The sequence below is a fragment of the Fusobacterium ulcerans genome (assembly GCF_003019675.1).
Lineage (GTDB): Bacteria > Fusobacteriota > Fusobacteriia > Fusobacteriales > Fusobacteriaceae > Fusobacterium_A > Fusobacterium_A ulcerans.
On the sequence record NZ_CP028105.1, the window covers coordinates 770237 to 797189 of the forward strand.

General features: G+C 32.4%; 29 protein-coding genes. 9 read left to right on the top strand and 20 right to left on the bottom strand.

Annotated features, from left to right (window positions below; translation table 11 throughout):
* Window positions 1-192 precede the first annotated feature (192 nt).
* Entirely contained in the window at window positions 193-1044 is an 852-nt protein-coding gene (locus tag C4N20_RS03475; RefSeq protein ID WP_005980829.1) for a PstS family phosphate ABC transporter substrate-binding protein, read from the bottom strand.
* Window positions 1045-1276: 232 nt separating this feature from the next.
* On the opposite strand from C4N20_RS03475, the gene pstC reads away from it, so the two are divergent.
* The 7 genes from pstC to C4N20_RS03510 all read left to right on the top strand — a co-directional run bounded on the left by pstC (window position 1277) and on the right by C4N20_RS03510 (window position 7644).
* On the top strand, window positions 1277-2152 hold the full coding sequence (gene pstC, locus C4N20_RS03480) for a phosphate ABC transporter permease subunit PstC (RefSeq protein WP_005980828.1): 876 nt from the start codon (window positions 1277-1279) through the stop codon (window positions 2150-2152).
* A gap of 17 nt (window positions 2153-2169) precedes the next feature.
* Window positions 2170-3012: a phosphate ABC transporter permease PstA gene (pstA, locus tag C4N20_RS03485; protein WP_005980827.1), complete on the top strand. Its 843-nt coding sequence runs from the start codon at window positions 2170-2172 to the stop codon at window positions 3010-3012.
* A gap of 38 nt (window positions 3013-3050) precedes the next feature.
* Window positions 3051-3815: a phosphate ABC transporter ATP-binding protein PstB gene (gene pstB / locus C4N20_RS03490; protein WP_005980826.1), complete on the top strand. Its 765-nt coding sequence runs from the start codon at window positions 3051-3053 to the stop codon at window positions 3813-3815.
* 60 nt (window positions 3816-3875) lie between these two features.
* A complete protein-coding gene (locus C4N20_RS03495) occupies window positions 3876-4568 on the top strand; it encodes a phosphate signaling complex PhoU family protein (RefSeq protein ID WP_005980825.1) in 693 nt (230 codons plus the stop codon).
* Between the two features lie 343 nt (window positions 4569-4911).
* Window positions 4912-6090 carry a M20 family metallopeptidase gene (locus tag C4N20_RS03500; RefSeq protein ID WP_005980824.1) on the top strand — a complete coding sequence of 393 codons (1179 nt, stop codon included), beginning with the start codon at window positions 4912-4914 and terminating at the stop codon, window positions 6088-6090.
* A gap of 40 nt (window positions 6091-6130) precedes the next feature.
* Window positions 6131-6880, top strand: coding sequence for a transporter substrate-binding domain-containing protein (locus C4N20_RS03505; protein ID WP_005980823.1), 750 nt, complete (start codon window positions 6131-6133; stop codon window positions 6878-6880).
* Between the two features lie 11 nt (window positions 6881-6891).
* Entirely contained in the window at window positions 6892-7644 is a 753-nt protein-coding gene (locus C4N20_RS03510) for a basic amino acid ABC transporter substrate-binding protein (protein WP_005980822.1), read from the top strand.
* 83 nt (window positions 7645-7727) lie between these two features.
* Here C4N20_RS03510 and C4N20_RS03515 read toward each other — a convergent pair whose 3' ends face one another.
* The 6 genes from C4N20_RS03515 to C4N20_RS03540 all read right to left on the bottom strand — a co-directional run bounded on the left by C4N20_RS03515 (window position 7728) and on the right by C4N20_RS03540 (window position 14508).
* Complete coding sequence (locus C4N20_RS03515; protein ID WP_005980821.1) at window positions 7728-8582, bottom strand: aldo/keto reductase; 855 nt, start codon at window positions 8580-8582, stop codon at window positions 7728-7730.
* An 82-nt stretch (window positions 8583-8664) separates the two neighbouring features.
* Window positions 8665-9813: a glycerate kinase gene (locus C4N20_RS03520; protein ID WP_005980820.1), complete on the bottom strand. Its 1149-nt coding sequence runs from the start codon at window positions 9811-9813 to the stop codon at window positions 8665-8667.
* 3 nt (window positions 9814-9816) lie between these two features.
* Window positions 9817-10716: a dihydrodipicolinate synthase family protein gene (locus tag C4N20_RS03525; protein WP_005980818.1), complete on the bottom strand. Its 900-nt coding sequence runs from the start codon at window positions 10714-10716 to the stop codon at window positions 9817-9819.
* A gap of 13 nt (window positions 10717-10729) precedes the next feature.
* On the bottom strand, window positions 10730-12058 hold the full coding sequence (locus C4N20_RS03530) for an enolase C-terminal domain-like protein (RefSeq protein ID WP_040490891.1): 1329 nt from the start codon (window positions 12056-12058) through the stop codon (window positions 10730-10732).
* Window positions 12059-12077: 19 nt separating this feature from the next.
* Window positions 12078-12968 carry a 2-hydroxy-3-oxopropionate reductase gene (gene garR, locus C4N20_RS03535; protein WP_106878552.1) on the bottom strand — a complete coding sequence of 297 codons (891 nt, stop codon included), beginning with the start codon at window positions 12966-12968 and terminating at the stop codon, window positions 12078-12080.
* A 142-nt stretch (window positions 12969-13110) separates the two neighbouring features.
* On the bottom strand, window positions 13111-14508 hold the full coding sequence (locus C4N20_RS03540) for a GntP family permease (protein WP_005980814.1): 1398 nt from the start codon (window positions 14506-14508) through the stop codon (window positions 13111-13113).
* A gap of 198 nt (window positions 14509-14706) precedes the next feature.
* On the opposite strand from C4N20_RS03540, the gene C4N20_RS03545 reads away from it, so the two are divergent.
* Window positions 14707-15798, top strand: coding sequence for a CdaR family transcriptional regulator (locus C4N20_RS03545; RefSeq protein ID WP_005980812.1), 1092 nt, complete (start codon window positions 14707-14709; stop codon window positions 15796-15798).
* Here the strand turns inward: C4N20_RS03545 and C4N20_RS03550 are convergent.
* Window positions 15791-16699 (bottom strand): LysR family transcriptional regulator, encoded by a 909-nt coding sequence (locus tag C4N20_RS03550; RefSeq protein WP_005980811.1) that lies wholly within the window; start codon window positions 16697-16699, stop codon window positions 15791-15793. The genes C4N20_RS03545 and C4N20_RS03550 overlap by 8 nt on opposite strands.
* Before the next feature lie 125 nt (window positions 16700-16824).
* On the opposite strand from C4N20_RS03550, the gene garD reads away from it, so the two are divergent.
* Window positions 16825-18342, top strand: coding sequence for a galactarate dehydratase (gene garD, locus C4N20_RS03555; protein WP_005980809.1), 1518 nt, complete (start codon window positions 16825-16827; stop codon window positions 18340-18342).
* 233 nt (window positions 18343-18575) lie between these two features.
* Here garD and C4N20_RS03560 read toward each other — a convergent pair whose 3' ends face one another.
* The 12 genes from C4N20_RS03560 to ispG all read right to left on the bottom strand — a co-directional run bounded on the left by C4N20_RS03560 (window position 18576) and on the right by ispG (window position 26924).
* Window positions 18576-19463 carry a polyprenyl synthetase family protein gene (locus tag C4N20_RS03560; protein WP_005980807.1) on the bottom strand — a complete coding sequence of 296 codons (888 nt, stop codon included), beginning with the start codon at window positions 19461-19463 and terminating at the stop codon, window positions 18576-18578.
* Window position 19464: 1 nt separating this feature from the next.
* A complete protein-coding gene (gene xseB, locus C4N20_RS03565; protein ID WP_005980805.1) occupies window positions 19465-19683 on the bottom strand; it encodes an exodeoxyribonuclease VII small subunit in 219 nt (72 codons plus the stop codon).
* A 31-nt stretch (window positions 19684-19714) separates the two neighbouring features.
* Window positions 19715-20263 (bottom strand): 16S rRNA (guanine(966)-N(2))-methyltransferase RsmD, encoded by a 549-nt coding sequence (gene rsmD / locus C4N20_RS03570; RefSeq protein WP_005980803.1) that lies wholly within the window; start codon window positions 20261-20263, stop codon window positions 19715-19717.
* A 12-nt stretch (window positions 20264-20275) separates the two neighbouring features.
* Entirely contained in the window at window positions 20276-21307 is a 1032-nt protein-coding gene (gene queA / locus C4N20_RS03575) for a tRNA preQ1(34) S-adenosylmethionine ribosyltransferase-isomerase QueA (RefSeq protein WP_005980800.1), read from the bottom strand.
* Entirely contained in the window at window positions 21307-22425 is a 1119-nt protein-coding gene (gene prmC, locus C4N20_RS03580) for a peptide chain release factor N(5)-glutamine methyltransferase (protein WP_005980799.1), read from the bottom strand. The genes queA and prmC overlap by 1 nt, the downstream gene beginning before the upstream one ends.
* Before the next feature lie 2 nt (window positions 22426-22427).
* Window positions 22428-23504 (bottom strand): peptide chain release factor 1, encoded by a 1077-nt coding sequence (gene prfA / locus C4N20_RS03585; protein WP_005980797.1) that lies wholly within the window; start codon window positions 23502-23504, stop codon window positions 22428-22430.
* Window positions 23505-23629: 125 nt separating this feature from the next.
* Window positions 23630-24154 (bottom strand): toxin-antitoxin system YwqK family antitoxin, encoded by a 525-nt coding sequence (locus C4N20_RS03590; RefSeq protein ID WP_005980795.1) that lies wholly within the window; start codon window positions 24152-24154, stop codon window positions 23630-23632.
* 20 nt (window positions 24155-24174) lie between these two features.
* Entirely contained in the window at window positions 24175-24597 is a 423-nt protein-coding gene (locus C4N20_RS03595) for a hypothetical protein (RefSeq protein ID WP_005980793.1), read from the bottom strand.
* 12 nt (window positions 24598-24609) lie between these two features.
* The gene (locus tag C4N20_RS03600) at window positions 24610-24927 is read right to left on the bottom strand and encodes a hypothetical protein (protein WP_005980790.1); all 318 of its coding nucleotides are present in this window, start codon (window positions 24925-24927) and stop codon (window positions 24610-24612) included.
* Between the two features lies 1 nt (window position 24928).
* Window positions 24929-25378 carry an RNA polymerase sigma factor gene (locus C4N20_RS03605; protein ID WP_005980787.1) on the bottom strand — a complete coding sequence of 150 codons (450 nt, stop codon included), beginning with the start codon at window positions 25376-25378 and terminating at the stop codon, window positions 24929-24931.
* Window positions 25379-25444: 66 nt separating this feature from the next.
* Complete coding sequence (locus tag C4N20_RS03610) at window positions 25445-25876, bottom strand: hypothetical protein (protein WP_005980785.1); 432 nt, start codon at window positions 25874-25876, stop codon at window positions 25445-25447.
* The gene (gene ispG / locus C4N20_RS03615) at window positions 25854-26924 is read right to left on the bottom strand and encodes a flavodoxin-dependent (E)-4-hydroxy-3-methylbut-2-enyl-diphosphate synthase (RefSeq protein WP_005980783.1); all 1071 of its coding nucleotides are present in this window, start codon (window positions 26922-26924) and stop codon (window positions 25854-25856) included. The genes C4N20_RS03610 and ispG overlap by 23 nt, the downstream gene beginning before the upstream one ends.
* Window positions 26925-26953 lie beyond the last annotated feature (29 nt).

A 26953-nucleotide genomic window follows, 5' to 3' on the forward strand; every position in this document is an offset into this window, starting at 1 on the left:
TCCCCCTGTTTTATTTTTTATTTCTATCTTAATTATATCATAAAAAAGAGACTAACTAAAAGATAGATTGAGTTTTAGAAATTTGAAAACTAGAGAAATCAATAATAAATATTTCTGCTGGAAAAGTTCTAAAACTTTATTTCTATTTAATAAGTCAGTCTCTTTTATAATAATCTCATTTTTCAGTCAATGCTATTTTACAGGTACAAATCCTTCATTTTTGATTATTTCCTGTCCCTTTGGAGATATTGCATAATCAACTAGGCTTTTTACAACTCCCTCTCTAGCACTGTCAGCATACCAGAAAACTTCTCTAGCTATTGGATATGTTTTATTCAGAACATTTTCTGGAGTAGCTGCTACACCATCTACTGTTACAGCTTCCACTGATGAATCCATATATCCCATACCAATGTATCCTACAGCATATTTATTAGCTTTTACTTCTTGTTTTATTGCTTCGTTAGAAGGCATATACAAAGTTTTAGCTCCATATTCCTGAGTTCCTTTAGAGTTTCCTTCTCTGATTATATGTTCTTTAAAAAATTCATGTGTTCCTGATGAAGAATCTCTTGACAGAACCACTATTTCTGCATCATCTCCACCTAATTCTTTCCAGTTAGTGATTTCCCCTCTGAATACTTTTCCCAGAGTTTTATCATCAATATCTTTTATTGGATTGCTCTTATTAGCTATGATTGTAATTCCATCAAATCCAACTACTATTTCATCTACATTTATTCCTTTAGCCTTAGCCTGTTCAATCTCTTTGTCTTTAATATTTCTTGATGCCATTGCTATATCAGTAGTTTTGTTTATCAAAGCTGATATTCCTACTCCTGATCCTCCACCAGTTACTGCTATTCTTGCTCCTTTGTTCTCACTCATAAATTTTTCTGCTATAGCTTGTGAAGCATTTAATATAGTATCTGATCCTTTTACCTGTACAACACTTGATCTTGCTTCAGCCTTTTGTCCTAATCCCATACCTCCCATAACTATTAAAGCTGCTATTAAACCCTTCTTTAAAAAACTTTTTTTCATAATCTTTACCTCCTCAATATATCTTAAATTAATTTTCTTTCACTTTACAACATCACTATATCTCTCTATTGTTAATCAATTATTAAATTACTGTAAAATTAGCGTAAAATTTTTTTTACACCATTTTTACATTGGATTAATACTGATTTTACACATTGGCTTTAAGATTATTTTAAATGAACAATATTAACTGCATAATGTATGTAAATTTTTTATTCATATAGGAGGTATTATGTTTTCCATAAGAAAGGTCAAAGATTCAGGTATGAGACATGCCTTATTCGGAATAGGAGTCTCAAATATCATAATCATATTCCTTATTTTTCTTTTTATATTTTTAAATGGAATAAAGTTCTTTAAGCACTATCCTCTATCAGAGTTTCTCTTTGGAACAAGATGGATATCACTTTCAGAGTTTTATGGACTGCTTCCATTACTGGCAGGATCTTTCTGGGTAACATTGGTAGCCCTAATGATTTCTATTCCTGTAGGAATTTCTACAGCAGTATATATCTCAGAATATGCCTCTCCTAAAACAAGAACTATGCTAAAAGTAACGATTGAAACAATGTCTGCAATACCATCAGTTGTTCTTGGATTTATAGGCCTATATGTTCTTTCTGGCCCTATAAAGAATCTATTTAATCTAAACAGTGGTCTTACTGCTCTTACTGGTGGAATAATGCTGGCTTTCATGGCAATTCCTACTATAGTAAGTATTGCTGATGATTCATTAAATGCTCTAGATAAATCATATAAAGAAGCTTCTTTAGCTCTTGGAGCAAATAAGATTGAAACTATATTCAATGTTCTTCTTCCTGCTGCTTTTCCAGGTATATTTGCTGGAATAATGCTGGGATTTGGAAGAATAATTGGGGAAACACTGACAGTTTTAATGGTTACAGGAAACTCACCAATACTTGCACTTTCTCCTCTTTCTCCAGTGAGAACTCTTACAGCTACTATTGCAGCTGAAATGGGAGAAGTAGTTCAGGGAAGCACACACTACTATGCTTTATTTGCAATAGGTATTGTCCTGTTCCTGATAAGTTTTATAACTAACAGTGTGGCAGATAATTTTATACAAAAATCTAGAAAAATGAATTAATCACAGAGGAGAAAATTATGCTTATAATTAAAAAAAATGGAGAAAAAATATTTGAAAATATAATAAAAGCAATTGGAATAATTTCTATACTCCCTGTCTTTCTGATTATTGGATATATAATATATAAAGGTATCCCAGCTATTTCTTGGGAATTTCTTACTGAAATGCCCAGAAATGGAATGAGAGAGGGAGGAATCTTTCCAGCTATTATAGGTACAATCTACCTAACTATTGGTACTATTGTTGTTTCAGTTCCCTTCGGAATCTTTACAGGAATATATCTTGTAGAATATGCAAAGGATAATCTTCTTACAAGGATAATAAACCTTACAATCATTAACCTTGCAGGAATACCAAGTATAATATATGGACTTTTTGGAATGGCTCTTTTCGTAATATTTCTGGGATTTGGTGTTTCTATAATCTCTGGTTCTCTTACTCTGGGAATTATGTGTCTCCCTGTAATTATCACTTCTACAAGAGAATCTTTGCTGGCTATTCCTAATCATCTGAGAGAAGCTTCTCTAGCTCTTGGAGCTACAAAATGGGAAACTATTACTAAAGTAGTTCTTCCTGCCGCTCTTCCTGGAATACTTACAGGAGTTATTTTAAGTATATCCAGAGCAGCTGGGGAGACAGCTCCTATAATGTTTACAGCAGTGGCGTTCTATCTTCCTTTTCTCCCAGAAACACCTTGGGATCAGGTAATGGCTCTGCCGTATCACTTATATGTAATCTCTACACAGGTTCCTAATATGCCGGTAAGTTATATGAATGGTACTCTTTTCGTTCTTGTGGTAATAACTATCAGCTTCAATTTGATCGGAGCTGTAATCAGACAGAAATTTAACAACAAATAATCTTTTATAATTCATAAACTTAGGAGGAAAAATATAATATGAGTAACGAAGATATCAGAATACTGGTAAAAGATTTCAATTTCTATTATGGCAGTTTTCAGGCTCTAAAAAATATAAATATGGAAATCAAAAGAAATAAAGTAACTGCACTTATAGGTCCATCAGGATGTGGTAAATCAACTTTTTTAAGATCAATAAACAGGATGAATGACCTAATCACTGGTGCAAAATATGAAGGAGAAATCCTATTTGATGGAAAAAATATTTTTGATAAAGATTATGATATAGTTGAACTTAGAAAAAATATTGGAATGGTATTTCAAAAACCAAATCCATTCCCTAAAACAATATATGAAAATCTTGTATATGCTCCTAAACTTCATGGAGAAAAGGACAAAGATAAACTTGAAGAGATTGTTGAAAGCTCTTTAAAGTCTGTTGCTCTATGGAATGAGGTAAAAGATAAACTTCATCAGTCATCTCTTGGACTTTCTGGAGGACAGCAGCAGAGATTGTGTATAGCCAGAGCTATCTCAGTAAGTCCTGAAATACTTTTGATGGACGAGCCCACATCAGCTCTCGACCCAATTTCAACAGCTAAAATAGAAGAACTTATCAGACAGCTTGAAAAACAATACAGCATAATTATTGTTACACACAATATGCAACAGGCTTCCAGAATATCAGAATATACTGGATTTTTCTATCAGGGAGTGTTGGAAGAATTTGACAAGACAGAAATAATATTTACAGCTCCAAACAACAAAAAAACAGAGGATTATATTACAGGAAAATTTGGATAAAATACTTTCTGATTCCAAATTTATATTTTCTCTATCACAAATCTAACTAGGAGGAATAAAATGAAAAACTTGCAAGAAAGTCTTGAAGGACTTAACCAGCACTACTTGGAACTTTTAAAAAACCTTAACAGAGTACTTGATGTAAATATAGAAATGTTGTATAAACAAAAATTAGATTCTGCTCTATATGGTGAATGTGTAGTGGTGGAAGATGTTATAAATGCTTTTGAAGTAAAATTAAAAGAGGATTCTATAATATCAATAGCTAGATTCCAACCAGCAGCTGGAAATTTAAGACTGCTTATTATGCTTATTAATAGTGCTCGTCTTTTAGAGAGAATGGGTGATCTTCTTAAAGCTAATTTTAAAATAATAAAAGATATTGAAAAAAGTTCTCCACAAGTATCAAAATATCTAAAAGAAACTCTTTACCCTATGGTATTAAAAATTAAAACTATCTATGAAACTTATATCTCCGCTTTTATAAATAGTGATGAAAAAGCTCTTTATCTCCTTCTTACACAAGATGAAGAAATTGATGAAATGGCTGAAAAAAATATGACTACTCTTATTGATTTGATGAAAGCTTCTCCAGATAATGTAGAAGGAGGAACTTATTTAGTACTTCTGAATAAAAAATACGAAAGGTTCTCAGATCATGTTATGCATTTGGCAGTTGACCTTGTATATATTTTAAAAGGAGAAAACCTCAGAAAGCTGGAACTTCTTGAAGAAAAGAAAATAAAAAAATAAAAATTTATTGACAATTATATTTTCATATGATATACCTAAAACAATAAGAAATTAAAAAAAGGGGGAAGTTCAGAATGTTATTTAACAAACTAAGGATAAGGAACAGGAAAAGCAATAAAAATATTGAATACCTTATCTCTTTTGTCTGCTAAACGACATTATGACTTTTTGATGAATAAATTTTAGATCATATCTTGATTATTTTTGAAGATTTGGGCTTATATTTTTTTATATAACCCATGATCATATTTTTTAAATCAATGTCAGTGTAGCATTCATATGTTATACTGACTTTTTATTTTACAAAAAATTATATAAATATAAAATATCAATGGAGGGAAAAATGGAAAACATGTCAGCAAAACTTTCAAAACTTTTTTCAAAATACGCAGAGGAATTTAAAGAATTAAATGAATATCTATATAACAACCCTGAACTGGGATTACAGGAATTCAAAGCTTGTGCAGCTCACACTGAAATGCTTAAAAAACACGGATTTACAGTTGAAACAAACTTTGCAGGACTTCCTACTTCTTTTATGGGAAAATACAGCACTGGTAAACCTGGACCAAAAGTAGCTATTCTTGCTGAATATGATGCTCTTCCTGGAATAGGACATGGATGCGGACATAATATATTTGGTGTTACAAGTGTAGCAGCTGGTATTCTTACTAAAGAGATCATGGGAGATGTAGCTGGTGAAATAATGGTAATAGGTACTCCTGCTGAGGAAACAAACGGAGCTAAAGTTCAAATGGCTGCTCTGGGAGTTTTTGATGATATAGATGTAGCTATGGCTGCTCATCCTACTGGTGAAGCTCATCACAGAAGTGGTACTTCTCAAGCTATGGAAGCTATCCAATTTACATTTAAAGGTAAAACTGCTCATGCTGCTGGAGCTCCTCATGAAGGAATAAATGCTCTTGATGGAGTATTAATACTTTTCAACTCTATCAATGCTCTTAGACAGCAAACTTTAGAAACAGCAAGAATTCATGGAGTAATATCTAATGGTGGAAAAGCTGCTAATATAATTCCTGATTTAGCTGTAGCTAACTTCTATGTAAGAGCTAAAACATTAGACTACTTAAAAGGTCTTGTAGAAAGAGTAAAAAATTGTGCTAAGGGAGCTGCTCTTGCCAGTGGAACTACTTTAGAGATAATAAACTATGAAACTAGCTTTGCTGATCTTGTTACTAATGAAAAACTTTCAGCAGCTTATGAAAAAAATCTAAAATCTTTAGGTGTTACTGACATCAGAAGCAAAGAATCAGGAGGATCGACAGATATGGGAGATGTAAGCCACTGCTGCCCAGCTATACATCCATATTTCCCACTTACAACAGCACACTTGACTGGTCACAGTGTAGAATTTGCAAGTGCATCTATAGCTCCAGAAGCTTACAAAGGAATGGAAGAATCTGCTATATCAATGGCACTTACAGCTATGGATATTTTCACTGATGCTGAATTATTAAAAGAAATAAAAGATGAATTTAACAAAAATGTTAAAAAAATGTAGAGGATAAAATTTAAACTATAAAATCTTGGGAGGAAAATTTATGAAAAAACTTATTATATTATTTATGATGATTTTATCAACACTTTCTTTTGCAGCTAAAAAACTTTATGTGGGAACTAATGCTGAATTTAAGCCTTACGAATATCTTGAAGGAGATAAAATAACTGGATTCGATATTGACTTTATGGATGCTATTGGAAAAGAAATTGGATATGAAGTTCATTGGGTAAATATGGGATTTGACGGACTGCTTCCTGCCCTTCAAATGAAAAAAGTAGATGCTGTTATCGCTGGTATGTCTCAAACTCCTGAAAGACAAAAAGCTGTTGATTTTTCAATGCCATATATGTTCACAAAATCTGAGCACTATGTTATAGTTAATGAAAATAGTCCTATTGTCAAAAAAGAGGAGTTAAAAGATAAAAAAGTAGGAGTTCAGATTGGAACTATTCAGGAAGAATTTACTATTGCATTAGATGGAATACCTCAAATATATAATGCATGGACTGGAGCTTTAATGGATCTTCAACAGGATAAAATCTCTGCTGTCATCATTGCAGATGTATCTGGGAATGCTTATCTTGAAAATATGAAAGGTCTTAAAAAAGTTGACATTGTTATAGACAGTCAGCCTGGAGCTTCTATAGCTTTTAGAAAAGGTGAAACTGACCTTGTAAAAGCTGTAAATGAAGCTATTTTAAAATTAAGAGATGATGGAACTTACCTTCAATTATTAGAAAAGTATTTTCCTGAAAGAGCTGAAGAATTTAAAGAAACATTTAAAAAATAGGGGGATAAAAAATGAAAAAACTTGTACTTATATTTACACTGCTTTTATCAACACTTTCTTTTGCAGCTAAAAAACTTTATGTGGGGACTAACGCTGAATTTAAACCTTATGAATATCTTGAAGATGGTAAAATGGTTGGATTTGATATTGGAGTAATGGATGAACTTGGAAAAAAATTAGGTTATGAAATAGAATGGGTAAACATGTCTTTTGATGGACTGCTTCCTGCCCTTCAAATGAAAAAAATAGATGCTGTTATTGCTGGTATGTCTCAAACTCCTGAAAGACAAAAAGCTGTATCTTTCTCTATACCATATATTTTCTTTACTTCTGAACACTATGTTATAGTTAATGAAAACAGTACTTTTAAAACAAAAGAGGATTTAAAAGGAAAAACTGCTGGAGTTCAAATGGGAAGTATGCAGGAGCAATTTGCTATAAATAATGGAAGTGTTCCTAAATTATATAATACTTTCACTAATGCTTTAATGGACCTTCAAAATGGAAAGGTTGACTGTGTAATTATTGCAGACAACTCTGGAAAAGAATATCTTAACACTATGGACAGAATTAAAAAAATAGATTCTATTATTGATCCTAAACCAGGTGCTTCTATAGCATTTAGAAAATCTGATAAAGAACTTGCAGAAAAATTCAGCGACGCTATAGTTGAATTAAAGACTACTAAAGAATATTCTGACCTTGTAGAAAAATATTTTCCTGAAAGATTTGAAGATTTTAAAGCGCAAAATTTGACAAAATAGGTTATAATATAATTACTGATACGCCTATTCTAATTTTGCTATCATATAAAAAATCCCTCAGCCCTAACTGAGGGGTTTTTTATTTATTCTATATCCAATGGAATTTTTCTGTTAGGAGCAGGAAATTCACTATTTAAAAGCTTCATATCCTCTTCATCTAATTTTATATCCAAGCATTGAATATTTTCTTTCATATGTTTTAATTTTGATGCTTTAGGTATCGATATCATATTTTCCTGACTTAATGTGAAGCAGAGAAGTACCTGAATCGGAGATATTCCATATTTCTCACTTATTTTTGCAACAGATTTTGATCTTAAAAGTTTATCTTTTAGTCTCCCTCCCTGTGCCAGAGGACAATATGCCATTGTTGGAATATTTCTGGAATCAGTAAAAGGTTTTAAAGAATATTCTATACCACGAGAACCTAAGTGGTACAGCACCTGATTTACTTGACATTGATCCCCTTTTGCTGCATGAGTTATTTCAAACATATCATCTATATCCATATTTGATACTCCCCAACGTTTTATTTTCCCTGAAGCTTTTAATTCCTCCATGCACTCAATAGTTTCATCAAGGGGAACTATTCCTCTCCAATGAAGTAGATACATATCTAAATAGTCTGTTCCCAATCTTTTAAGAGTATTCTCACATGACTGAAATATCCTGTTTCTCCCTGCATTGCTCGGAAGAACTTTTGATACAATAAACAAAGAATCCCTGTCATACCCCTTTATAGCTTCTCCTACCAGATATTCACTGTTCCCATTCCCATACATTTCAGCTGTATCTATCAAATTTACTCCATTATCAATAGCATATCTTATGCATTCTATCTCTTCTTTACGAGCTGATGATGAGTCTCCCATATACCAAGTTCCTATCCCCAGATTTCCAGTTATTATTCCATCTGGCAGCATTATCTTTTTTCTCATTTTCTCCCTCCTAAATTATTTTTGAATAATAAAAATAGAGTGACTTGTAAGTAAAATACCTTTTAGTCACTCCTATTTTTATTTAATGATCTCCTCTTAGGAAAAATGCTCTCATAGCCTTTTCTCCTGCAAATTCCAACAACTCTTTTACATCATGAATAGCTCTCTCCAGATTCATTGGTTCATTGATTATATCCATTACCAAATCTATTCCATTTGCATAGATATCATCAAGATTTCTGGCAGAGCTTCCTACTATTGCTATAACAGGAATATCATATTTTTTAGCAGTCTTAGCGATACCTACTGGGGCTTTCCCATTGACAGATTGGTTATCGATTCTTCCTTCTCCAGTAATCACAAGATCTGCATCTTTTATCAGATTTTCAAGCTCTATAAGTTCCATTATTTTAACGATGCCTTCTTTAAATTCTGCCCCGCATATGCTTAGCAATGCATATCCAAGACCTCCAGCAGCACCGCTTCCAGGTTCTTTAGAGAATGACTTTCCTACTATATTATCTATAATATTTCCATAATTTTCAAGAATTTTATCAAGAATTTTTACATCTTCAGGTTTTGCACCTTTTTGAGGTCCGTAAATATACGAAGCTCCATTTTCTCCACACAAACAATTACGTACATCTGATAAAACTGTTATGTGAGCCTCAGATATTCTTGGATCTAATCCAGAAATATCTACTTTAGCCACATTTTTTAATTCTTCAGGTGTATATCCTATTCTTTCCCCAATTGAATTATAGAATTTCACCCCTAATGATGTAAGCATTCCTGCTCCACCATCATTAGTTGCACTCCCTCCCAAACCTATATAGATATCTCTTATTCCCATATCTAATATAGCTTTAAGCATCTCCCCTACTCCATATGTATTTGCCTTGTATGGATTAAGATTTTCACGTTTTACCAGATTCAATCCAGAAGATTCAGCCATTTCAAGAACAGCAGCATTTCCTCGTATCACTCCAAACCTTGCTTTGACTTTATCTCCAAAAGGTCCAGGTACTTCTAAAAATTTGTATTCTCCATTGACAGCTTCAACGATGGCTTCTACTGTTCCTTCTCCGCCATCTGCAATAGAAACTTTTTTTGTAACAATATTATTTCTGTCGAATTTCTTTATACCCTTTTCAATACTTTCTGCAACTTCTCTCGAAGATGCACTTCCCTTAAAAGAATCAACTGCTATAATGACTTTTATCTCTTTCATAAGTTACCTCTTTATTTGACCAGCTTCTGCCATCTTTCCTGCCATAAAATCTACAACAGTTTTACTAGATGGAAGGCTTGGTTTTATAGGTTCCCCTACATTCATCTTATTGATATTTGCCATATCTTTTGTAGCTACAGGGAAACTTGCCTTGTCCATAGACAATCTAACAGGATTAAGCTTGAATTGAAGTTCTAAAGATTCTTTAAGATCTCCTTCTCTATATTTATTGTATATAGATGCTACAAGTTCAGGGAATATATTAGCCGCAGTACATACCCCTCCCACTGCTCCAACTGTAAGTGAAGAGAATAATAGAGTATCTTTTCCACCAAATATTTTAAATTCTATATCTCTTGTTCTTCTTATAAATTCAAGTAATTGATTTATATCTCCACTTGAATCTTTTATCCCAACAATATTTTTTACATTTCTTGCCAGTCTTTCTACTAAGTCAGCAGACAGTGTATATCCTATTCTAGGATTATTATATATCAAAAGCGGAAGTTCTTCAATAGATTCTGCTACTGTTTTATAATGAAGAAATAGTTCTTCCTCTGTAGGTTTTAAAAACATAGGCTGTAAAAGAGCAACTCCATCTACACCTATTCTTTTTCCCATTTGAGCCAATTTTATACATTTAGATGTTCTTATAGCTCCTATCCCCATTATTACTGGAACTCTTCCATTTACTTCTTCAACTATAGTCTTTGTAATAAGTTCATAGTCTTCATCATCAAACATATAGAATTCACTATTGCTTCCATGAGCCAGTATTCCACTGACTCCTCCATCTATTACAAAATTTATCTGCTTTTTTAATTTTTCTATATCTACATTCTCATTCTCATCCATTGGAGTAAGAATTGGAACATATATCCCTTTTAATAAATTTAAATCCATATTGTATTTCCCCCTAATCCCTGTCTAAACAAGGTCTTTTATTATCAAATTTCCAGTCTTTTATTAAATACTGCATAGCCACAGAGTCATCTCTTGCTCCTAAATTTTTCTCTACATATAATTTATGAGCTGCCATAATTTTATCCATATCTATTTCAATTCCAAGACCTGGAACATCTTTAGGGACTGTTATTTCTCCACCAACTATTTTATGAGCGTTTTTAGTTAAATCTTGTCCATCCTGCCATATCCAGTGAGTATCGATAGCTGTAATATTTCCAGGAGCTGCTGCTGCAACATGACTGAACATTGCAAGAGAGATGTCAAAGTGATTGTTTGAGTGTGATCCCCAAGTCAATCCAAATTCATTACACATTTGTGCAACTCTTACAGATCCTTCCATAGTCCAGAAATGAGGATCTGCAAGAGGAATAGAAACACTGTTCAGAGCTATTGAATGCTGCATTTGTCTCCAGTCAGTAGCTATCATATTTGTTGCTGTAGGAAGACCTGTTGCCTTTCTGAATTCAGCCATAACTTCCCTTCCAGAGAATCCATTTTCTGCACCACATGGATCTTCAGCATAAGCAAGTATTCCATGCATATCTTTACATAAAGATATTGCTTCCTTTAGAGACCAAGCTCCATTTGGATCAAGTGTTATCCTTGCTTCTGGAAATGCTTCATGAAGAGCTTTTATAGCTTTAATTTCCTCTGCTCCCTTCAGCACTCCTCCTTTTAATTTAAAGTCTTCAAATCCATATCTCTTGTGAGCTGCTTTTGCTAACTCAACAACAGCTTCTGGTGTCATTGCTTCTTTTCTTCTAACTTTTCCCCAGTCATCTGAATTATCATCATTATCTAAATAAGGAAGATCAGTTTTATCTTTATCTCCTATGTAGAATAGATATCCTAATACTTTTACTTTTTCTCTTTGCTGTCCTTCTCCTAATAATGCTGCTACTGGCACATTTAAGAATTTTCCTAAAAGGTCCAATAGAGGAGCTTCAACTGCTGTCATTACATGAACAGTAGTTCTAAGGTCAAATGTTTGATTTCCTCTTCCAGAAGAATCTCTGTCTTTAAATGTATCATAAATATTTTTTATTATATTTTTATATTCTCCAATACTTTTTCCTACTACTAATTCTTTTGCATCTTCCAAAGTTTTTCTTATTTTTTCCCCACCTGGAACTTCTCCCACTCCGATAGCTCCATTGTCTGCTTTTAAAATAACTACATTTCTTGTGAAGTAAGGCCCATGAGCTCCACTTAGATTAAGCAGCATGCTGTCATATCCAGCTACTGGAATTACATTCATTTCTACAATTTTAGGTATCATATGTACTCTCTCCCTTTTATTATTTTTTTTCTCCAACTGTTACATTGTTTATTTTTTCATAGTAATTCAAGATTGCTGCATGATCTTTCTTTTCTCTTCCATCTATTTTTAAAGCCTGCATTATTTCCATTACTTGAGCAGTTAATGGCAGAGATGCATTTATTGAATGAGATGTATCAAGTGCATTTTGAAGATCTTTTATATGTAATTCAATTCTAAATCCTGGCTCAAAGTTTCTTGATATCATCATAGGAGCTTTTGCATTCATTACAGTACTTCCTGCAAGTCCTCCTTTTATTGCGTCAAATACTAACTGAGGATCTACCCCTGCTTTTTCACAAAGAACAAAAGCTTCACTTAATGCTGCAATATTAAGAGCAACTATCATTTGGTTTGCTAATTTTGTAGTATTTCCTGCTCCTACATTTCCTACTCTTACTACTGATCCTGCCATAGTTTTCATAAGATCATAGTATTTATTAAATATCTCTTCTTTTCCTCCAACCATAACAGATATAGTTCCATCTATTGCTTTTGGCTCTCCTCCTGAAACTGGTGCATCTAAAAGTTCTACTCCTGTTTCAGCTAATTTTGCTGCTATACTTTGGCTTTCTACTGGATTGATAGAACTCATGTCTATAACAGTAGTTCCTGCTTTTAACCCTTCAGCTGCTCCATTTTCATTAAAAAGAACTGCTTTTACATGAGGAGAATTTGGAAGCATTGTTATCAATACATCACAGTTTGCTCCAACCTCTTTAGCTGATCCAGCTGCTTTTGCTCCTGCTGCTGCTACATCATCCAGAGCTGCTTTATTCATATCAAATGCTACTACATCATATCCCGCTTTTAATACATTTTTACACATTGGTCTTCCCATGATACCTAATCCGATAAATCCTACTTTCATTTTTTACCTCCATTTTTATATTTTTAATGTTATTCTTACTTATTCTCTATAATATATTTTAGAATTATTTTCACTGGTAAACAATGTTATATGTGCTAAATTTCCAGCTTATTAATTGTTATATAAAACATCTGTCTTCTGATTATTTTATAAATATACTTGCTATAAGGACTACTGCCAGTGCTGCTCCAGATCCAACAAATGAAATCATTGTCTTAGCCCAGAACTGATCTTTGATATCTTCCAAACCATACAATCCGTTAAATACCCAGAATCCACTGTCATTAAAGTAACTGAATGCAACTCCCCCAGCACATGTAGACATTGCTGCAAGTACAGGACTGATTCCTAATTGTGATAATAGCGGAGCTGTCAAAGTAGCTGCTGTAGTAAGTGCTACTGTTGCTGATCCCAATGCTATTCTCATCAAAGCTGCTATTATGAATGGAATCAGTAATCCAGGAATACCTATGTATATTACTGCATTTCCTAAAGCATTTCCTATTCCTGACTCTCTCACTACAAATCCTAAAGCTCCTCCTGCTCCTGTTATAAGCATGATCATTCCTGTAGATTGAATAGCTTCATTCATAGCATCATGAACTTCTTTTTTAGTCATTTTAGCTCCAAGCCCATAAATAGAGATTAATGTTCCTATTATCAGAGCTGTTATAGGGCTTCCAAATAATTCTACTGCTGTCATGTAGCTTCCTTTTAAACCAATAAATTTAGTTATTGTATTTATAAATATCAAGATTAAAGGAACTATAACTGGTGCAAAAGATAAACCAACTGATGGTAAATTTCTAGCTTTATGAAGTTCTTCAATATTTTCTATTGATTTTAAATACTCTTTTTTGAAATCCATTCTTGTAAATTCATTTTCACCACAAGCTGGATCATCTGATGGTACTTGATAAATTTTTGTTCCCAACCATTTACAATAAAGCATAGAAACTATATAAACTGGTATTGTACATAGAATACCTGCCATTATCATAACTCCAACATCTATTCCCAAGATACCTGCTACTGTTAAAGGTCCAGGTGTAGGTGGAACAAATACATGTGTCAGCTGTAATCCAGTTGCAAGTGCAAGTCCTAGTCCAACTACTGATTTCCCACTAAGTTTAGATAAAGCTTTTGCTATTGGTGTTAAAATAACTAATGCTGAATCTGAGAAAACTGGTATAGATACTATATAACCTGTAAGTCCCAATGCCCATTCCTCTTTATTCTTTCCAATCAGCTTGATTACAGTGAACGCCATTTGCTCTGCTGCTCCTGATTTTTCCAGAATTATCCCCATCATAACTCCAAGACCAATAATTATCCCTGTACTTCCCAATGTGTTTCCAAAACCTGTTGTTATACTTTTCATGACTACTGTAACTTCCATTCCTCCAATTAACCCTGTTACAATAGTTGCTATTATTAAAGCTATAAATGTGTGAATTTTTGTTTTTAATGATAGTGCTATCAATATTCCTATTCCTATTGCTAGTCCAACAAGCATTTGTGTACTGCTTACTGCTCCCATTAAACTTCCTCCTTACAATTTGTTTTATTTTTGATTATATTAATAATATCACTTATTGTTTTAAGTTTCTATGTTACACAAGCTATTATTTTTAAATTTTTTTTTATTTTTTTTGTTCTATGTAATAAAAAACATTTTAAAATTCCAGACTTTAATGGTATAATTAAATAAAATCATGATCTTAGAGAGGGGGAAAAGATGAATATATCAGTGAGTCTGGCAACCAATATTTTAAATAAAATGAAAGAGATAATACATCAGGATTTGAATTATATAGATAAGAGTGGTATTATCATTGCCAGTACAGACCCAAACAGAACTGGTACTTTTCATGCTGCTGCTCTAAAATGTATAAAAGAAAAAGCTCCTCTTATTATCAGCAGTGATGATGAGTTTCAAGGAAGCAGAAAAGGAATCAACATGCCTATTTACTTTAACAATGCAATTATAGGAGTAATAGGAATAACTGGAGATAAAAATGAAGTAGAGAAATATGGTGAAATTATAAGAATGATGACTGAAATTCTTATAAAAGAAGCATGGATAAAAGATTCAGATATAAGAACAAAAGAAATTAACAGAACTTTTATAGAGCGTATTGTTTTAGGATATGATTATGATTTTTTCCCTACAGCAGACTTTACATTTCCTTATGCTGTCATAGTTGGAAAACTTAATAAAAACAGCAGTTTCTTAATGAATGATAAAATTTATGATATCTTAAAAAACTCTCTTTCATACAATAAAAACAATGTTTATACTATATCAAGAAATGAAATTATTATCCTGTATCATTTCCATAAAGATGAAAATATATCTAAAACAATACTTCAGCTTCAAGAAAAACTTTTAGAAAAAACAAAGCTGGATTTTAGATTTGGAATAGGAACAAAAGCACTTGAATACAATGCCTTAAAAGATTCATATAAGGCTGCAAAGGAAATTTTAAACTTTATGATAAAGTTTTCTTTAAAGAAACCTGTCTCTGAATATGAAAAAATGGATCTTGAATTTATATTTTTAAATTTAAAAAAATCAGATATTGATAATTTCACAAATAAAATTTTAAAAAACTTTACTCCAAAAGAGGTAGAGGAATTTTCTACTTTAATGAATTCTTATGAAGAAAATAATGGAAGTATTCTCCACACATCTGAAGATCTTTTCATGCACAAGAATACTCTCCAATATAAACTCAATAAAATAAAACAGCTAAGTGGCTATGATCCCAGACAGCTCAAAGACTTTATTGTTTTAAGTCTGGCTTTTAAACTTCAGAGAACTATTTAGTATTATTTTTCCAATAGTCTTCAGCTAGTTTTATAAAGCTTTTTGCTGCCTTGCTGAGATAGGCTCCCTTTCTATATACTGTGCATAACTCCCATGAAGGAGATTCTGGAAGAGAAAAATAAGTTATCTTGTCATTTTTCTTTGCATATGTTTCAGAAATAAATGTACAAGCTAAATGGCTTGAAGCCATTTGATATAATGTTCTGCTGCTCTTTGTCTCAAATAATATATTTGGAGCAAACCCAGCTTTTTCAAAGAGTGGATCTATTATTTCTCTCATTGTTGTATTTTTAGACAGCAAAACAAAAGTGTCATTTTTAAATAATTTTAAATCTGTTCTCTGAACATTTTTTTCTTTAACTGATTTAGCTAAAGGATGAATAGATGGAACAGCCATTATTATATTTTCTTCAAGGATAGGAATATATGTATTATTTCCTGTCCTTTGTTCTTCTGACAAAGTCATAAATCCAATATCCATCTGCCCATTCTCTATCATTTTCTCCTGCATTTTTACATTCATCTCTACAGGTTCTACAGATACATTTGGAAACATCTCATAAAATTTAGGATATACAGAAGCAAACATCGATATTCCTCTTTCTGGTGTAAGCCCTATTCTTAAATTCCCCTTATGTTTTTCCAGCAGATCATTTATTTGATCATAAGTTTCCTTCTTTATGTTCAATATCTTTTCTGCATTTTTTATATATATTTCCCCTATCTCTGTAAGTTTCCAATTAGTTCTCGAACGATAGAATAACTGGCTTCCAAGCTCTTTCTCCAATTTTAAAAGCTGCTGGTTCAATGCTGATTGTGTAATATACATTTTTTCTGCTGCCTTTGTTACATTTCTCTCTTCTGCTATTTTTACTATATACTCTAACTGTTTTAATTCCATTTCCCCTCCATTACTCTTAAAAAAATTAAGAGAAATCTAATTATAATGAATTTGACTTATTTGTAATTATTTTATACACTAAAATCAATAAGAATACAAGTAATTATTTGAAAGGAGTTGTTTTCATGGGAAAAAATTTATACATTAAAGTCAATGAAAAAGACAATGTAGCAATTGCAGTTGATAAAATATCAGCTGGTGTAGAGATCATGAAGGGAATATTTACAACTGAGGAAATTCCACAAGGTCATAAAATAGCTCTATGCGACATTGCAAAAGATTCTCCTATTATTCGTTATGGTGTAGAATTGGGATATGCCATCAATGATATAAAAAAAGGAGCATGGATTAATGAGCATATGCTAAAACTTCCTACACCCCCTGCTTTAGATGAAATGAAGTTTGGAGTTAATATTGTAACTTCTCTTCCTAAAGCACCTGTCAGAACTTTCGAAGGGTATCGTAATCCAAATGGAGGCTACGCTGGTACTAGAAATATTTTGGGGATAAGTACAACAGTACAATGTGTAACTGGCGTATTAAATGTAGCTGTAAAAAAAATTAAAGAGGAGCTTTTACCAAAATATCCTAATGTAGATGATGTAATTCCCATCAACCATGCTTATGGATGTGGAGTTGCCATCAATGCCCCTGAAGCTGTCATCCCTATACGTGCACTGCGTAATCTTGCTAAACATCCAAATTTTGGCGGTGAACTTATGGTAGTAGCTTTAGGATGTGAAAAATTAACTGTAGAAATGCTTATTGATGAAGCTAATATTTCTCCAGAAAATGTAATCACTCTTCAGGAAATTAAAGGCTTCACTGCAATGATAGATGCTGTTATGAATATGGCAGATAAAAAACTGGCTCGTTTAAATGCAAGAAAAAGAGAAACTCTTCCTTTATCTGATCTTCTTGTGGGAATGCAGTGTGGAGGAAGCGATGCCTTTTCTGGAGTAACTGCTAATCCTAGTGCTGGATATGCTGCTGATATGCTGGTTGAAGGTGGAGCTACTGTCATGTTTTCAGAGGTGACAGAGGTTAGAGATGGAGTACATATGATTGCAGAACGTTGTATCAATGAAGATGTAATGAAAAAATTAGCTTCTGAAATGAAATGGTATGATAATTATTTAGAGAATGGGCAAGTGGACAGAAGTGCTAATCCTACTCCTGGAAATAAGAAGGGGGGACTTTCAAATATAGTAGAAAAAGCTATGGGATCTATTGCAAAGTCTGGTAGCTCTCCAATAGTTGAAGTATTATCTCCTGCTGAAACTCCTACTAAAAAAGGATTGATATATGCTGCTACTCCTGCAAGTGATATTGTATGCGGACCTTGTCAGCTGGCTTCTGGAATTGGGCTTCAAGTATTTATGACAGGAAGAGGTACTCCATATGGACTGGCTCTTGCACCTGTTATCAAAGTATGTTCAAGAAATGATATGAAAGATATGTGGAGTGATCTAATAGATGTAAGTGCAGGGCCTATTGCTGCTGGGGATGCCACTATTAAAGATATAGGTACAGATATTTTTAATATGATAATCGATGTTGCAAGTGGAAGAAAACAACCTTGGGCTGAGAAATACAAACTTCATAATGACTTCTGTATTTTCAATCCAGCACCAATCACATAATTTTATAGGATAAACAAAAAAGAAGTTGATTTATTAAATTAAAATACAGTCTTTAAAATTTTCCAGTAGAAATATTTATTATTGATTTTGCTCATAAAACTAAAAATGGTGAACTCGCTTCACTCAAACAGCACCATTTTTTAAGTTTTACTTGCTTCATCAATTACATAAATTTTTCTAATTTCCAAATTTCAAAAACTTATTTGTTTTTAATCAACTTCTTTTTATTTTAATTATTTATTTCTATTTCCAATATAATCAGCTAACTCTAAAAGAATATTGCTTTTTTCTACACCAAACTTTTCTGCAACTATTGTCTTAGCTTCAGCTATTGTTTCTTTTAAAAGAGCTTTGCTTTCTGCCATTCCAATCAATGCAGGATATGTTGATTTTCCAAGCTCAATATCGCTTCCTACTGGTTTTCCAAGAGTAGAGAAATCTCCTTCAATATCAAGAATATCATCTTTTATTTGGAATGCAAGACCTATAAGGTCAGCAAATTTCACAAGAATCTCTTTTTCCTCTTTATCAGCATCTCCTATTATACAAGCTAATTCTACAGGAAGCTTCATTAATTTTCCTGTCTTGTTAGAATGGATATATTTAAGAGTTTCCAAGTCTATTTTTTTACCCTCACTTGCTATATCTATCATCTGTCCGCCGATCATGCCGTTTATACCTGCATAGCTTGATGTCAGTCTAACTATTTCAATTACTTTTTCAGCTGGAAGATGTTTATTCTTATCTGTAAGTATATAGAAGGCATGTGTTAAAAGAGCATCTCCTATCAATATTCCTTCTGCTTCTCCAAATTTCTTATGAGTAGTAAGTTTTCCTCTTCTGTAGTCATCATTATCAAGAGCTGGAAGATCATCATGTACCAATGAATATGAATGTATCATTTCAATGGCAGCAGCTGAAGCTATTCCATTTTCTTTTTCACACCCGAGTATATCCAATATCATGAAAAGCAGAATAGGTCTTAATCTTTTTCCGCCATTTAAAACTGCATATTTCATTCCTTCGGCTATAACCTCTGGATAGTTAAGCTCACTTAAATATGTATCCATACTTGATTCTATTAACTTTTTATTACTATCTAAATAATTTTTAAAAAACATTTTAGACCTCCTCAGTCAGAATATTGCCACTATCTTCTGTTACTTTTAAAATTTTTCCTTCTGCTTTATTCAATAAATCTGAGGATTTTTTTAAAAGCTTCATAGCATTTTCATATTCTTTTATAGACTCAGTCAGTGTAAGTTCGCCATTTTCCAGTTTTTCTATTATTTCATCTACTTCCAAAAGATTATCTTCAAAACTTCCGCTTCTCTTTACCATCTTATCACCCCAGAAATTTTTATAATTAAAATTATCTTGTATAAAAAGTTATACACTTTTTACCATATTTTCTTTCATCAGCTCTTTTAAACTCTCCGATTTCTTCTTCCAGTTCTTCAAAAACATGATGTTCACTGATAATAAGTCCGCCATCTGCAAGTATCCCGTTTTTTTCTATTGCTTTTATTACTCTGGTACAGATTTCTTCTTTGTAAGGAGGATCCATGAATATTATATCAAATTTTTCCCCTTTTCTTCCTAGTATTTCAATAGCTCTCAAAGCATCATTTTTGTATGCTCTGCATCTATCTTCATATTCTAAGGTATTTACATTTTCTATTATATATTTTAAAGCTTCAGTGTCCTTCTCTATCATTACTGCTCTCTTTGCCCCTCTGCTAAGAGCTTCAAGAGATATACTTCCACTTCCGCTGAAAAGATCTAAAAATACACTGTCAGGTACATATGGTGCTATGATAGAAAAAAGAGATTCCTTCATGCTTCCCAAAGTAGGTCTTGTATCTGTTCCTTTCCTGCTTTTTATTCTCTTATTTTTTGCATCTCCTGCAATTATTTTCATCTATATCAACTCCTAATAGATAAACATAGCATCCCCAAAACTAAAGAAATGATACTCCTCTTTTACAGCTATATCATATACTTTCAACATGAACTCTCTTGATGAAAGTGCTGAAACAAGCATAAGAAGTGTTGACTTAGGAAGATGGAAATTAGTAATGAGGGCATCTATCACTTTAAATTCAAAGCCGGGATAAATAAATATCTCTGTGCTTCCTTTTAGTGCCTTTACCAGTCCATTTTCATCTACAGCAGATTCTAATGCTCTTGTGCTGGTAGTTCCTACTGAAATTATTCTTTTCCCGTTTTTCTTTCCTTCATTGATTATATCAGCTGCTTCCTGAGGTATTTCATATACTTCTTCATGCATCTTGTGTTCCAATACATTTTCAGTTTGTACAGGTCTGAATGTTCCTAACCCTACCTCTAAAAATATATCTACTATCTTTATCCCTTTTTTCTCTATTTTTTCTAAAAGTTCTTTTGTAAAATGAAGTCCAGCAGTAGGGGCTGCAACAGACTCTCCTTTGATAGCATAGACAGTCTGATACCTGTCTTTTTCTTTCAAAGCTTCCACAATATATGGAGGAAGAGGCATTTTTCCCAATCTATCCAGAACTTCTTCAAAAGCTCCCTCATATGTAAATTTTATAATTCTGTTTCCATCATCTTTTATCTCTAAAAGCTCTCCTATCAGCTCATTTCCATGACCAATAAAAAGCTTTTGTCCTACTTTTAACTTTTTAGCTGGCTTCAAAAGACATTCCCAAGTATCAAGATCTATTCTTTTAATAAGAAGTATCTCTAAAACTCCACCTGTTTCTTTATGACCAAAAAGTCTTGCTGGGATAACTTTTGTAGAATTTCTTACTAATATATCCCCTTCATTTAGATAATCTATTATATCATAAAATTTTTTATGTTCTATACTCTCATTTTTTCTATTCACCAGCATAAGTCTCGCATGATCTCTAGGTTCTCTAGGCTGCTGACCAATCAATTTTTCTGGCAGATGATAATCATAATCACTCAATAATGTAGACACTATTTGTCACCACTCTTCTTTCCAATCACTACTCTATCTATTCCTCCATAGTCTTTTACTATAGAAAGAACATCAAATCCATTTTCTTCCATTAATTCTTTAACAACTTCAGCCTGATTATATCCAACTTCAAAAGCTAAGAATCCACCTTCATTTAAATAATCACATGCCTCTTTTGAGATTTTAGAATAGAAATAATATCCATTTCCATTGTCTGTAAGAGCTGATGAAGGTTCATAGTTTAACACTTCAGGCATCAATTCGTTATATTCTTCCAAAGGTATATAAGGAGGATTTGAAACTATCAGATCAAATTTCATGTCTTTAAAAGATGAAAATACATCTGATTTTATAAATTTCACATTCTCAATTTTATTCAGTTCTCCATTTGCCTTAGCTACTTCTAAAGCTCCCTCACTTATATCAGCTCCAGTTATATCACTGTGAGCACATTCTTTTCCAAGGGATATTGCTATTGCACCGCTTCCAGTACCTATATCCAGAACTTTAGGAGCTTCCAGCTCATTTAAAATAATTTTACATTGTTCCACTAATATTTCTGTATCGCTTCTAGGTATTAAAACTCTCTCATCTACCTTAAATGGATATCCATAAAATTCCCATTCTCCAAGAAGATATTGAAGAGGTTTTCTGTTTTTACCTCTAAGCTTTAGATATTCTCTTATTTTTTCTTTTTTTTCTTCTTCTATTTTTTTATTAAAATTTAGAGTCAATGTCAGCCTGTTTACATCTAGTATATGAGCAAATATGTATTCTGCATCCAGCTTTGGACTGGCTACACCATATTTTTTCAGATATTCTGCTGATTTATTAAGAAGCTCTAAATTTTCATCTCTATAGTTTGCAGTTTCAACTTTGATATCTTCACTTTTTAAAAGTTCATCAAATCCTATTCTTTTTCTAGCCATTTCTTTAAGATATGTTTTTACCTTTTCTTTCTGCTCAGAAGAAAGTTCCATATCAAAATAAGCATACAATGTTATCCTATCCAGCTTTAAAACATTAGATATAACCTTTTCACTTTCCAGACGTGGTTTTGAAAAAGAGTATTTTTGCAAATACTCTTTTGAAAAATTCAATATCTCAAGTAAATTCATGATTACTCTTCTGAAACACTTGAAAGCATTTCTGCCTGGCTGAATGTGATTAATGCATCAATCATTTCATCAAGGTCTCCATCTAAATATGCTTCAAGCTGATATACTGTAAATTTTATTCTGTGGTCTGTAATTCTTCCTTGAGGATAGTTGTATGTTCTGATTTTTTCAGATCTGTCTCCAGTTCCTACTTGAAGTCTTCTTTCACTTTCCACTTGGCTTCTTTGTTTTTCACATTCCATTTCAAAAAGCTTTGAAGCTAGATGTTTCATTGCCTTTTCTCTGTTTTTAAGCTGTGATCTCTCATCCTGACATTGAACTATAATACCAGTAGGAAGGTGAGTAATTCTAACTGCTGAGTCAGTCATATTTACGTGCTGTCCTCCTGCTCCTCCTGATCTGTATGTATCTATTTTAAGATCTCTTGGATCAATTTTTACTTCTTTTACATCTTCTACTTCTGGAAGTACTGCTACTGTAGCAGTAGAAGTGTGTACTCTACCAGCTGATTCAGTTTCAGGAACTCTTTGTACTCTGTGTACCCCTGATTCAAATTTTAATCTTGAATAAGCTCCAAATCCATTTATACTGAATACTGCTTCCTTTATTCCACCAATACCCATTTCCTGCTTTTCGATTATTTCCATTTTCCATTTTTTTCTTTCAGCATATCTTGAATACATTCTGAATAAGTTTCCAGCAAAAAGAGCTGCTTCATCTCCTCCTGCTCCTCCTCTTATTTCTATGATAACGTTTTTATCATCATTTTCATCTTTTGGAAGTAAAAGTACTTTTAACTCTTTTTCAAGTTCTGGAATAGATTCTTCAAGTTCTTTTAACTCTTCATGCATCATTTCTCTCATGTCTTGATCTTTTTCAGTTTTAAGATTTTCTTTGATAAAATCAAAATCTTCTACAACCCTTTTATACTCTTTATATTTTTCAACTATTGGAGTTATTTCACTCAATGATTTGTTGCATTCCATCATTTTTTTAGGGTCTGCCAGTACCTCTGGGGAACCGAGCAATTCATTCAATTCATCGAATCTTTTTACTACTTCTTCTAATTTTCCGAACACTATTTCTCATCTCCTTTTTCACACTATAACTTTATAATTATATCATAAACATATAAAAAAATCAATTTTCCTTAGACTATAACATAAAAAAGGACTGATTTTTTTCTCAGTCCATTAGTTTCTAGCTAATTATTATTGGGGAAAATATCCTTTGCTGTTTCTTCATCATTATCATATTGAAATCTTACTATGTCACCATTGTTTTTATAAAATATTCTTTCTTTTATTCTTCCATTCTCATAGAATTTAAAAGCAACTCCAGTTTTTTTACCTTCAGTGAAATGTCCCAATTCCTGTAATCTGGAATTTTTATCAAAGATTATATAATTTCCTTCTTCTTTATCATTATTATACATAACTCTATATTTCAACTGACCATTTTCATAAAAATAGAAATATTCTCCATCTTTCTTATCCTCTTTATATGAAATTTTTTCTTTCATATTTCCATTTTTATAAAATATAAACCAGTCCCCTAATTTTTTATTGTTCTTATAAACTCCTTTTTCATGAACTTTACCATTTGTATAATATGAAAAATATTCTCCTGTAGTCTTATCCCAAGAGACTTTATAGGTTTCTCTTCCAAAAGCAATACTGCTCATAACGAATGAAGCTGCAATGAGTATCGCACATATAATTCTTTTCACTGAAATACACCTCATTCTGGTTATTTGTTGTTTAGTAATCTCTGCTCATCATTTATTCTTCTGATAGCTATATCTCTAGCTTTCATGTATTGCTCCTGAGTTATATATTTCTGCATTTCTATCTGACTTCTTATTCTGTCTTTTAGTATAGAAGCTTCTATTTGTCCCATTTTATCAAAAAGCTTATCTATTTGCTCAATATTGTTTTCTGGTCCTTCCAATACATATTTATTTACTTCTAATTCAAGTTGTTTTTTTTCTAATAGTAACATTTTGTAATTTGTACTTACTTTTCCTACCATTCCTTTTGCTTTCTCTATATTCTCTTGAGAAACTCCAACTTTCTTAAAATCTTCGTCAGATACTATCCCTAATCCATCATTATTTGCAAATACTAGGGAAGAAAAGATAACTACAAACACGCTGCTTAAAAATTTTCTCATTCCTGTCCTCCACTAAATTTGTACTTCTAATCCAAATAAGTCATCTGTATTTAAATCTATTTTTTTATCATCAAAAATTGAATTATTAAAAATATGATCTAATGTAATATCTTCTTTTATTGCTTTATTATCAGCAAAACTTCTATTAACCACATACTTATCCATACCAGTCATAGGAACTTCCTTGAAAAGCATCTGATAAGTTGAACTTGTAAAAATTCCCAATACAAACAAAGATAATGAGAATACTCCCCTTCTCCTGTTTTTCCTTTTTTCCTCTTCTAAAAGAGTTTTATATATATTAGCTCTTACTCTGTCTTTAGGCGTCATTCTAACTTCCTCCCATATCTTTAATAGCTTTATAGTATACTGATTTTACCGTGGATATATTCATATCCTTCATATCAGCTATTTCTTTAAGCTTATAACCATATATGTCTTTTAAAACTACGATCTCTCGTTCCTGGAGAGAGAGTTCTTTAAGCCGTTCCTCTAGTATAAGAGGCGTGTCCACATCTGAATTACATTCAAGGGCAAGTATTTCTTCATTTATATCCAGTTCTACTTTCCTTTTTCTGAAAAAATCATATATTTTGTTGATAGCAATTTTATATATCCAAGTATATATATTACTGTCAGCTCTGAATTTTTTCAGATTTTTGTAAACACTTATAAAGACCTCCTGAGATATATCCTCGGCATCTTCAGGATTCTTTACCACACCTAATATTTTGTAATATATCCTATCAAAATACTGTTCAAAAATCTCATCAAAGTCCATTATATTTTTATCCCTCACAAACTGTTATATTTAATTAGACGACATAAGTTGTAAAAAAGTTTAGTTTTAAAAAGATTTTTTGCTGTTTATTCTTCCGCCTACACTTATTTCAAATTTATTTCCTACCAAATCCACTACTGTATCCTCTTGAACATTTATTATCTTAGTCATAGCCATATTTCTTTCTAAATGACTTCTTCCACTTTCGCTGTCACGATCCCCTTTTCCTCTCCTGAAAGAAAAATCCATAATCCCTCTTACCATTGGAGTTTCAATATATTTAAGCCTGTATTCTCCAAGCTCTACATAATAAGGAACTCCTGAATCTAGGAAAATTCTATTTATTTCTACACTTTGTATTTCACTTCTATCGTAATTTACAATAAGAGTTTTTCTTCCTTCTATTTTATCAAGAGATATTTCATGACTGCTCTTTATTGACGTGCATCCTATTACCAGTATTATAATTAATAGGCTAATCAGATATCTTACCTTCATTTTCTTCATCCTCCATTATTAATTTTTTTAATTCTATCAATATTTCAGACTCTTTTACTTTTTTTACAATCTGCCCTTTTTTGAAAAGTACACCTTCTCCTTTTCCACCAGCTACACCATAATCAGCTTCTCTAGCTTCTCCAGGTCCGTTTACTACACATCCCATAACAGCTATCTTTATTTTACGGTTTTCTTTTTCAAATTCCTTTTCTACTTTTTTAGCAAGACCTATCAAATCTATTTCAGTTCTTCCACAAGTAGGACAAGAAACAATTTCCACTCCTGCTTCCATCAATCCCAACACTTTGAGAATTTCTTTTGCTACTTTTATCTCTTCTACTGGATCTTCTGTCAAAGATACTCTGATTGTATTTCCAATTCCATCTACTAAAAGCGATCCTATCCCAATGGCTGATTTTACTGTTCCCTGAAATGCTGTTCCTGCTTCTGTTACTCCTAAATGAAGTGGATAATTCACTTTTTCACTTATTTTTCTATATGCCTCTACCATCATTTTTACATTGCTTGACTTTAGAGACACAATTATATCATGAAAATCATTTTTTTCCAATAAACCAATATGGTACATTGCACTTTCTACCATAGCATCAGCAGTTGGACTTCCATATTTCTTTAATATTTCTTTTTCCAACGAACCAGAGTTTACTCCTATTCTTATTGGTATATTTTTTTCTTTTGCCTTTTGAACTACTTTTGCTACATTTTCATCAGCACCAATGTTTCCGGGATTTATTCTAAGTTTATCTATTCCATTTTCCATAGCTGCTAAAGCAAGCTTATAATCAAAATGTATATCTGCCGCCAATGGAATTGTTACTTTTTTCTTTATTTCTTTTATAGCCTCTGCTGCTTCCATATTATTTATAGTCATTCTTACAAGCTGGCATCCTGCTTCTTCCAGTCTTTTTATTTGGGCTACAGTAGCTTCTACATCACTTGTCATAGTATTTGTCATAGATTGAATAACAATATTATTCTCTCCACCTATTATTATATTCCCCACTTTTACTGCTCTTGTCTTTTTCATTATTCCATCTCCTAAACAAAGAAGTCCTG

Coding starts and splice junctions, on each gene's coding strand:
- C4N20_RS03475 (WP_005980829.1), bottom strand. CDS start 1,044: ATGAAAAAAAGTTTTTTAAAGAAGGGTTTAATAGCAGCTTTAATAGTT.
- pstC (WP_005980828.1), top strand. CDS start 1,277: ATGTTTTCCATAAGAAAGGTCAAAGATTCAGGTATGAGACATGCCTTA.
- pstA (WP_005980827.1), top strand. CDS start 2,170: ATGCTTATAATTAAAAAAAATGGAGAAAAAATATTTGAAAATATAATA.
- pstB (WP_005980826.1), top strand. CDS start 3,051: ATGAGTAACGAAGATATCAGAATACTGGTAAAAGATTTCAATTTCTAT.
- C4N20_RS03495 (WP_005980825.1), top strand. CDS start 3,876: ATGAAAAACTTGCAAGAAAGTCTTGAAGGACTTAACCAGCACTACTTG.
- C4N20_RS03500 (WP_005980824.1), top strand. CDS start 4,912: ATGGAAAACATGTCAGCAAAACTTTCAAAACTTTTTTCAAAATACGCA.
- C4N20_RS03505 (WP_005980823.1), top strand. CDS start 6,131: ATGAAAAAACTTATTATATTATTTATGATGATTTTATCAACACTTTCT.
- C4N20_RS03510 (WP_005980822.1), top strand. CDS start 6,892: ATGAAAAAACTTGTACTTATATTTACACTGCTTTTATCAACACTTTCT.
- C4N20_RS03515 (WP_005980821.1), bottom strand. CDS start 8,582: ATGAGAAAAAAGATAATGCTGCCAGATGGAATAATAACTGGAAATCTG.
- C4N20_RS03520 (WP_005980820.1), bottom strand. CDS start 9,813: ATGAAAGAGATAAAAGTCATTATAGCAGTTGATTCTTTTAAGGGAAGT.
- C4N20_RS03525 (WP_005980818.1), bottom strand. CDS start 10,716: ATGGATTTAAATTTATTAAAAGGGATATATGTTCCAATTCTTACTCCA.
- C4N20_RS03530 (WP_040490891.1), bottom strand. CDS start 12,058: ATGATACCTAAAATTGTAGAAATGAATGTAATTCCAGTAGCTGGATAT.
- garR (WP_106878552.1), bottom strand. CDS start 12,968: ATGAAAGTAGGATTTATCGGATTAGGTATCATGGGAAGACCAATGTGT.
- C4N20_RS03540 (WP_005980814.1), bottom strand. CDS start 14,508: ATGGGAGCAGTAAGCAGTACACAAATGCTTGTTGGACTAGCAATAGGA.
- C4N20_RS03545 (WP_005980812.1), top strand. CDS start 14,707: ATGAATATATCAGTGAGTCTGGCAACCAATATTTTAAATAAAATGAAA.
- C4N20_RS03550 (WP_005980811.1), bottom strand. CDS start 16,699: ATGGAATTAAAACAGTTAGAGTATATAGTAAAAATAGCAGAAGAGAGA.
- garD (WP_005980809.1), top strand. CDS start 16,825: ATGGGAAAAAATTTATACATTAAAGTCAATGAAAAAGACAATGTAGCA.
- C4N20_RS03560 (WP_005980807.1), bottom strand. CDS start 19,463: ATGTTTTTTAAAAATTATTTAGATAGTAATAAAAAGTTAATAGAATCA.
- xseB (WP_005980805.1), bottom strand. CDS start 19,683: ATGGTAAAGAGAAGCGGAAGTTTTGAAGATAATCTTTTGGAAGTAGAT.
- rsmD (WP_005980803.1), bottom strand. CDS start 20,263: ATGAAAATAATTGCAGGAGATGCAAAAAATAAGAGAATAAAAAGCAGG.
- prmC (WP_005980799.1), bottom strand. CDS start 22,425: ATGAATTTACTTGAGATATTGAATTTTTCAAAAGAGTATTTGCAAAAA.
- C4N20_RS03595 (WP_005980793.1), bottom strand. CDS start 24,597: ATGAGAAAATTTTTAAGCAGCGTGTTTGTAGTTATCTTTTCTTCCCTA.
- C4N20_RS03600 (WP_005980790.1), bottom strand. CDS start 24,927: ATGACGCCTAAAGACAGAGTAAGAGCTAATATATATAAAACTCTTTTA.
- C4N20_RS03605 (WP_005980787.1), bottom strand. CDS start 25,378: ATGGACTTTGATGAGATTTTTGAACAGTATTTTGATAGGATATATTAC.
- C4N20_RS03610 (WP_005980785.1), bottom strand. CDS start 25,876: ATGAAGGTAAGATATCTGATTAGCCTATTAATTATAATACTGGTAATA.
- ispG (WP_005980783.1), bottom strand. CDS start 26,924: ATGAAAAAGACAAGAGCAGTAAAAGTGGGGAATATAATAATAGGTGGA.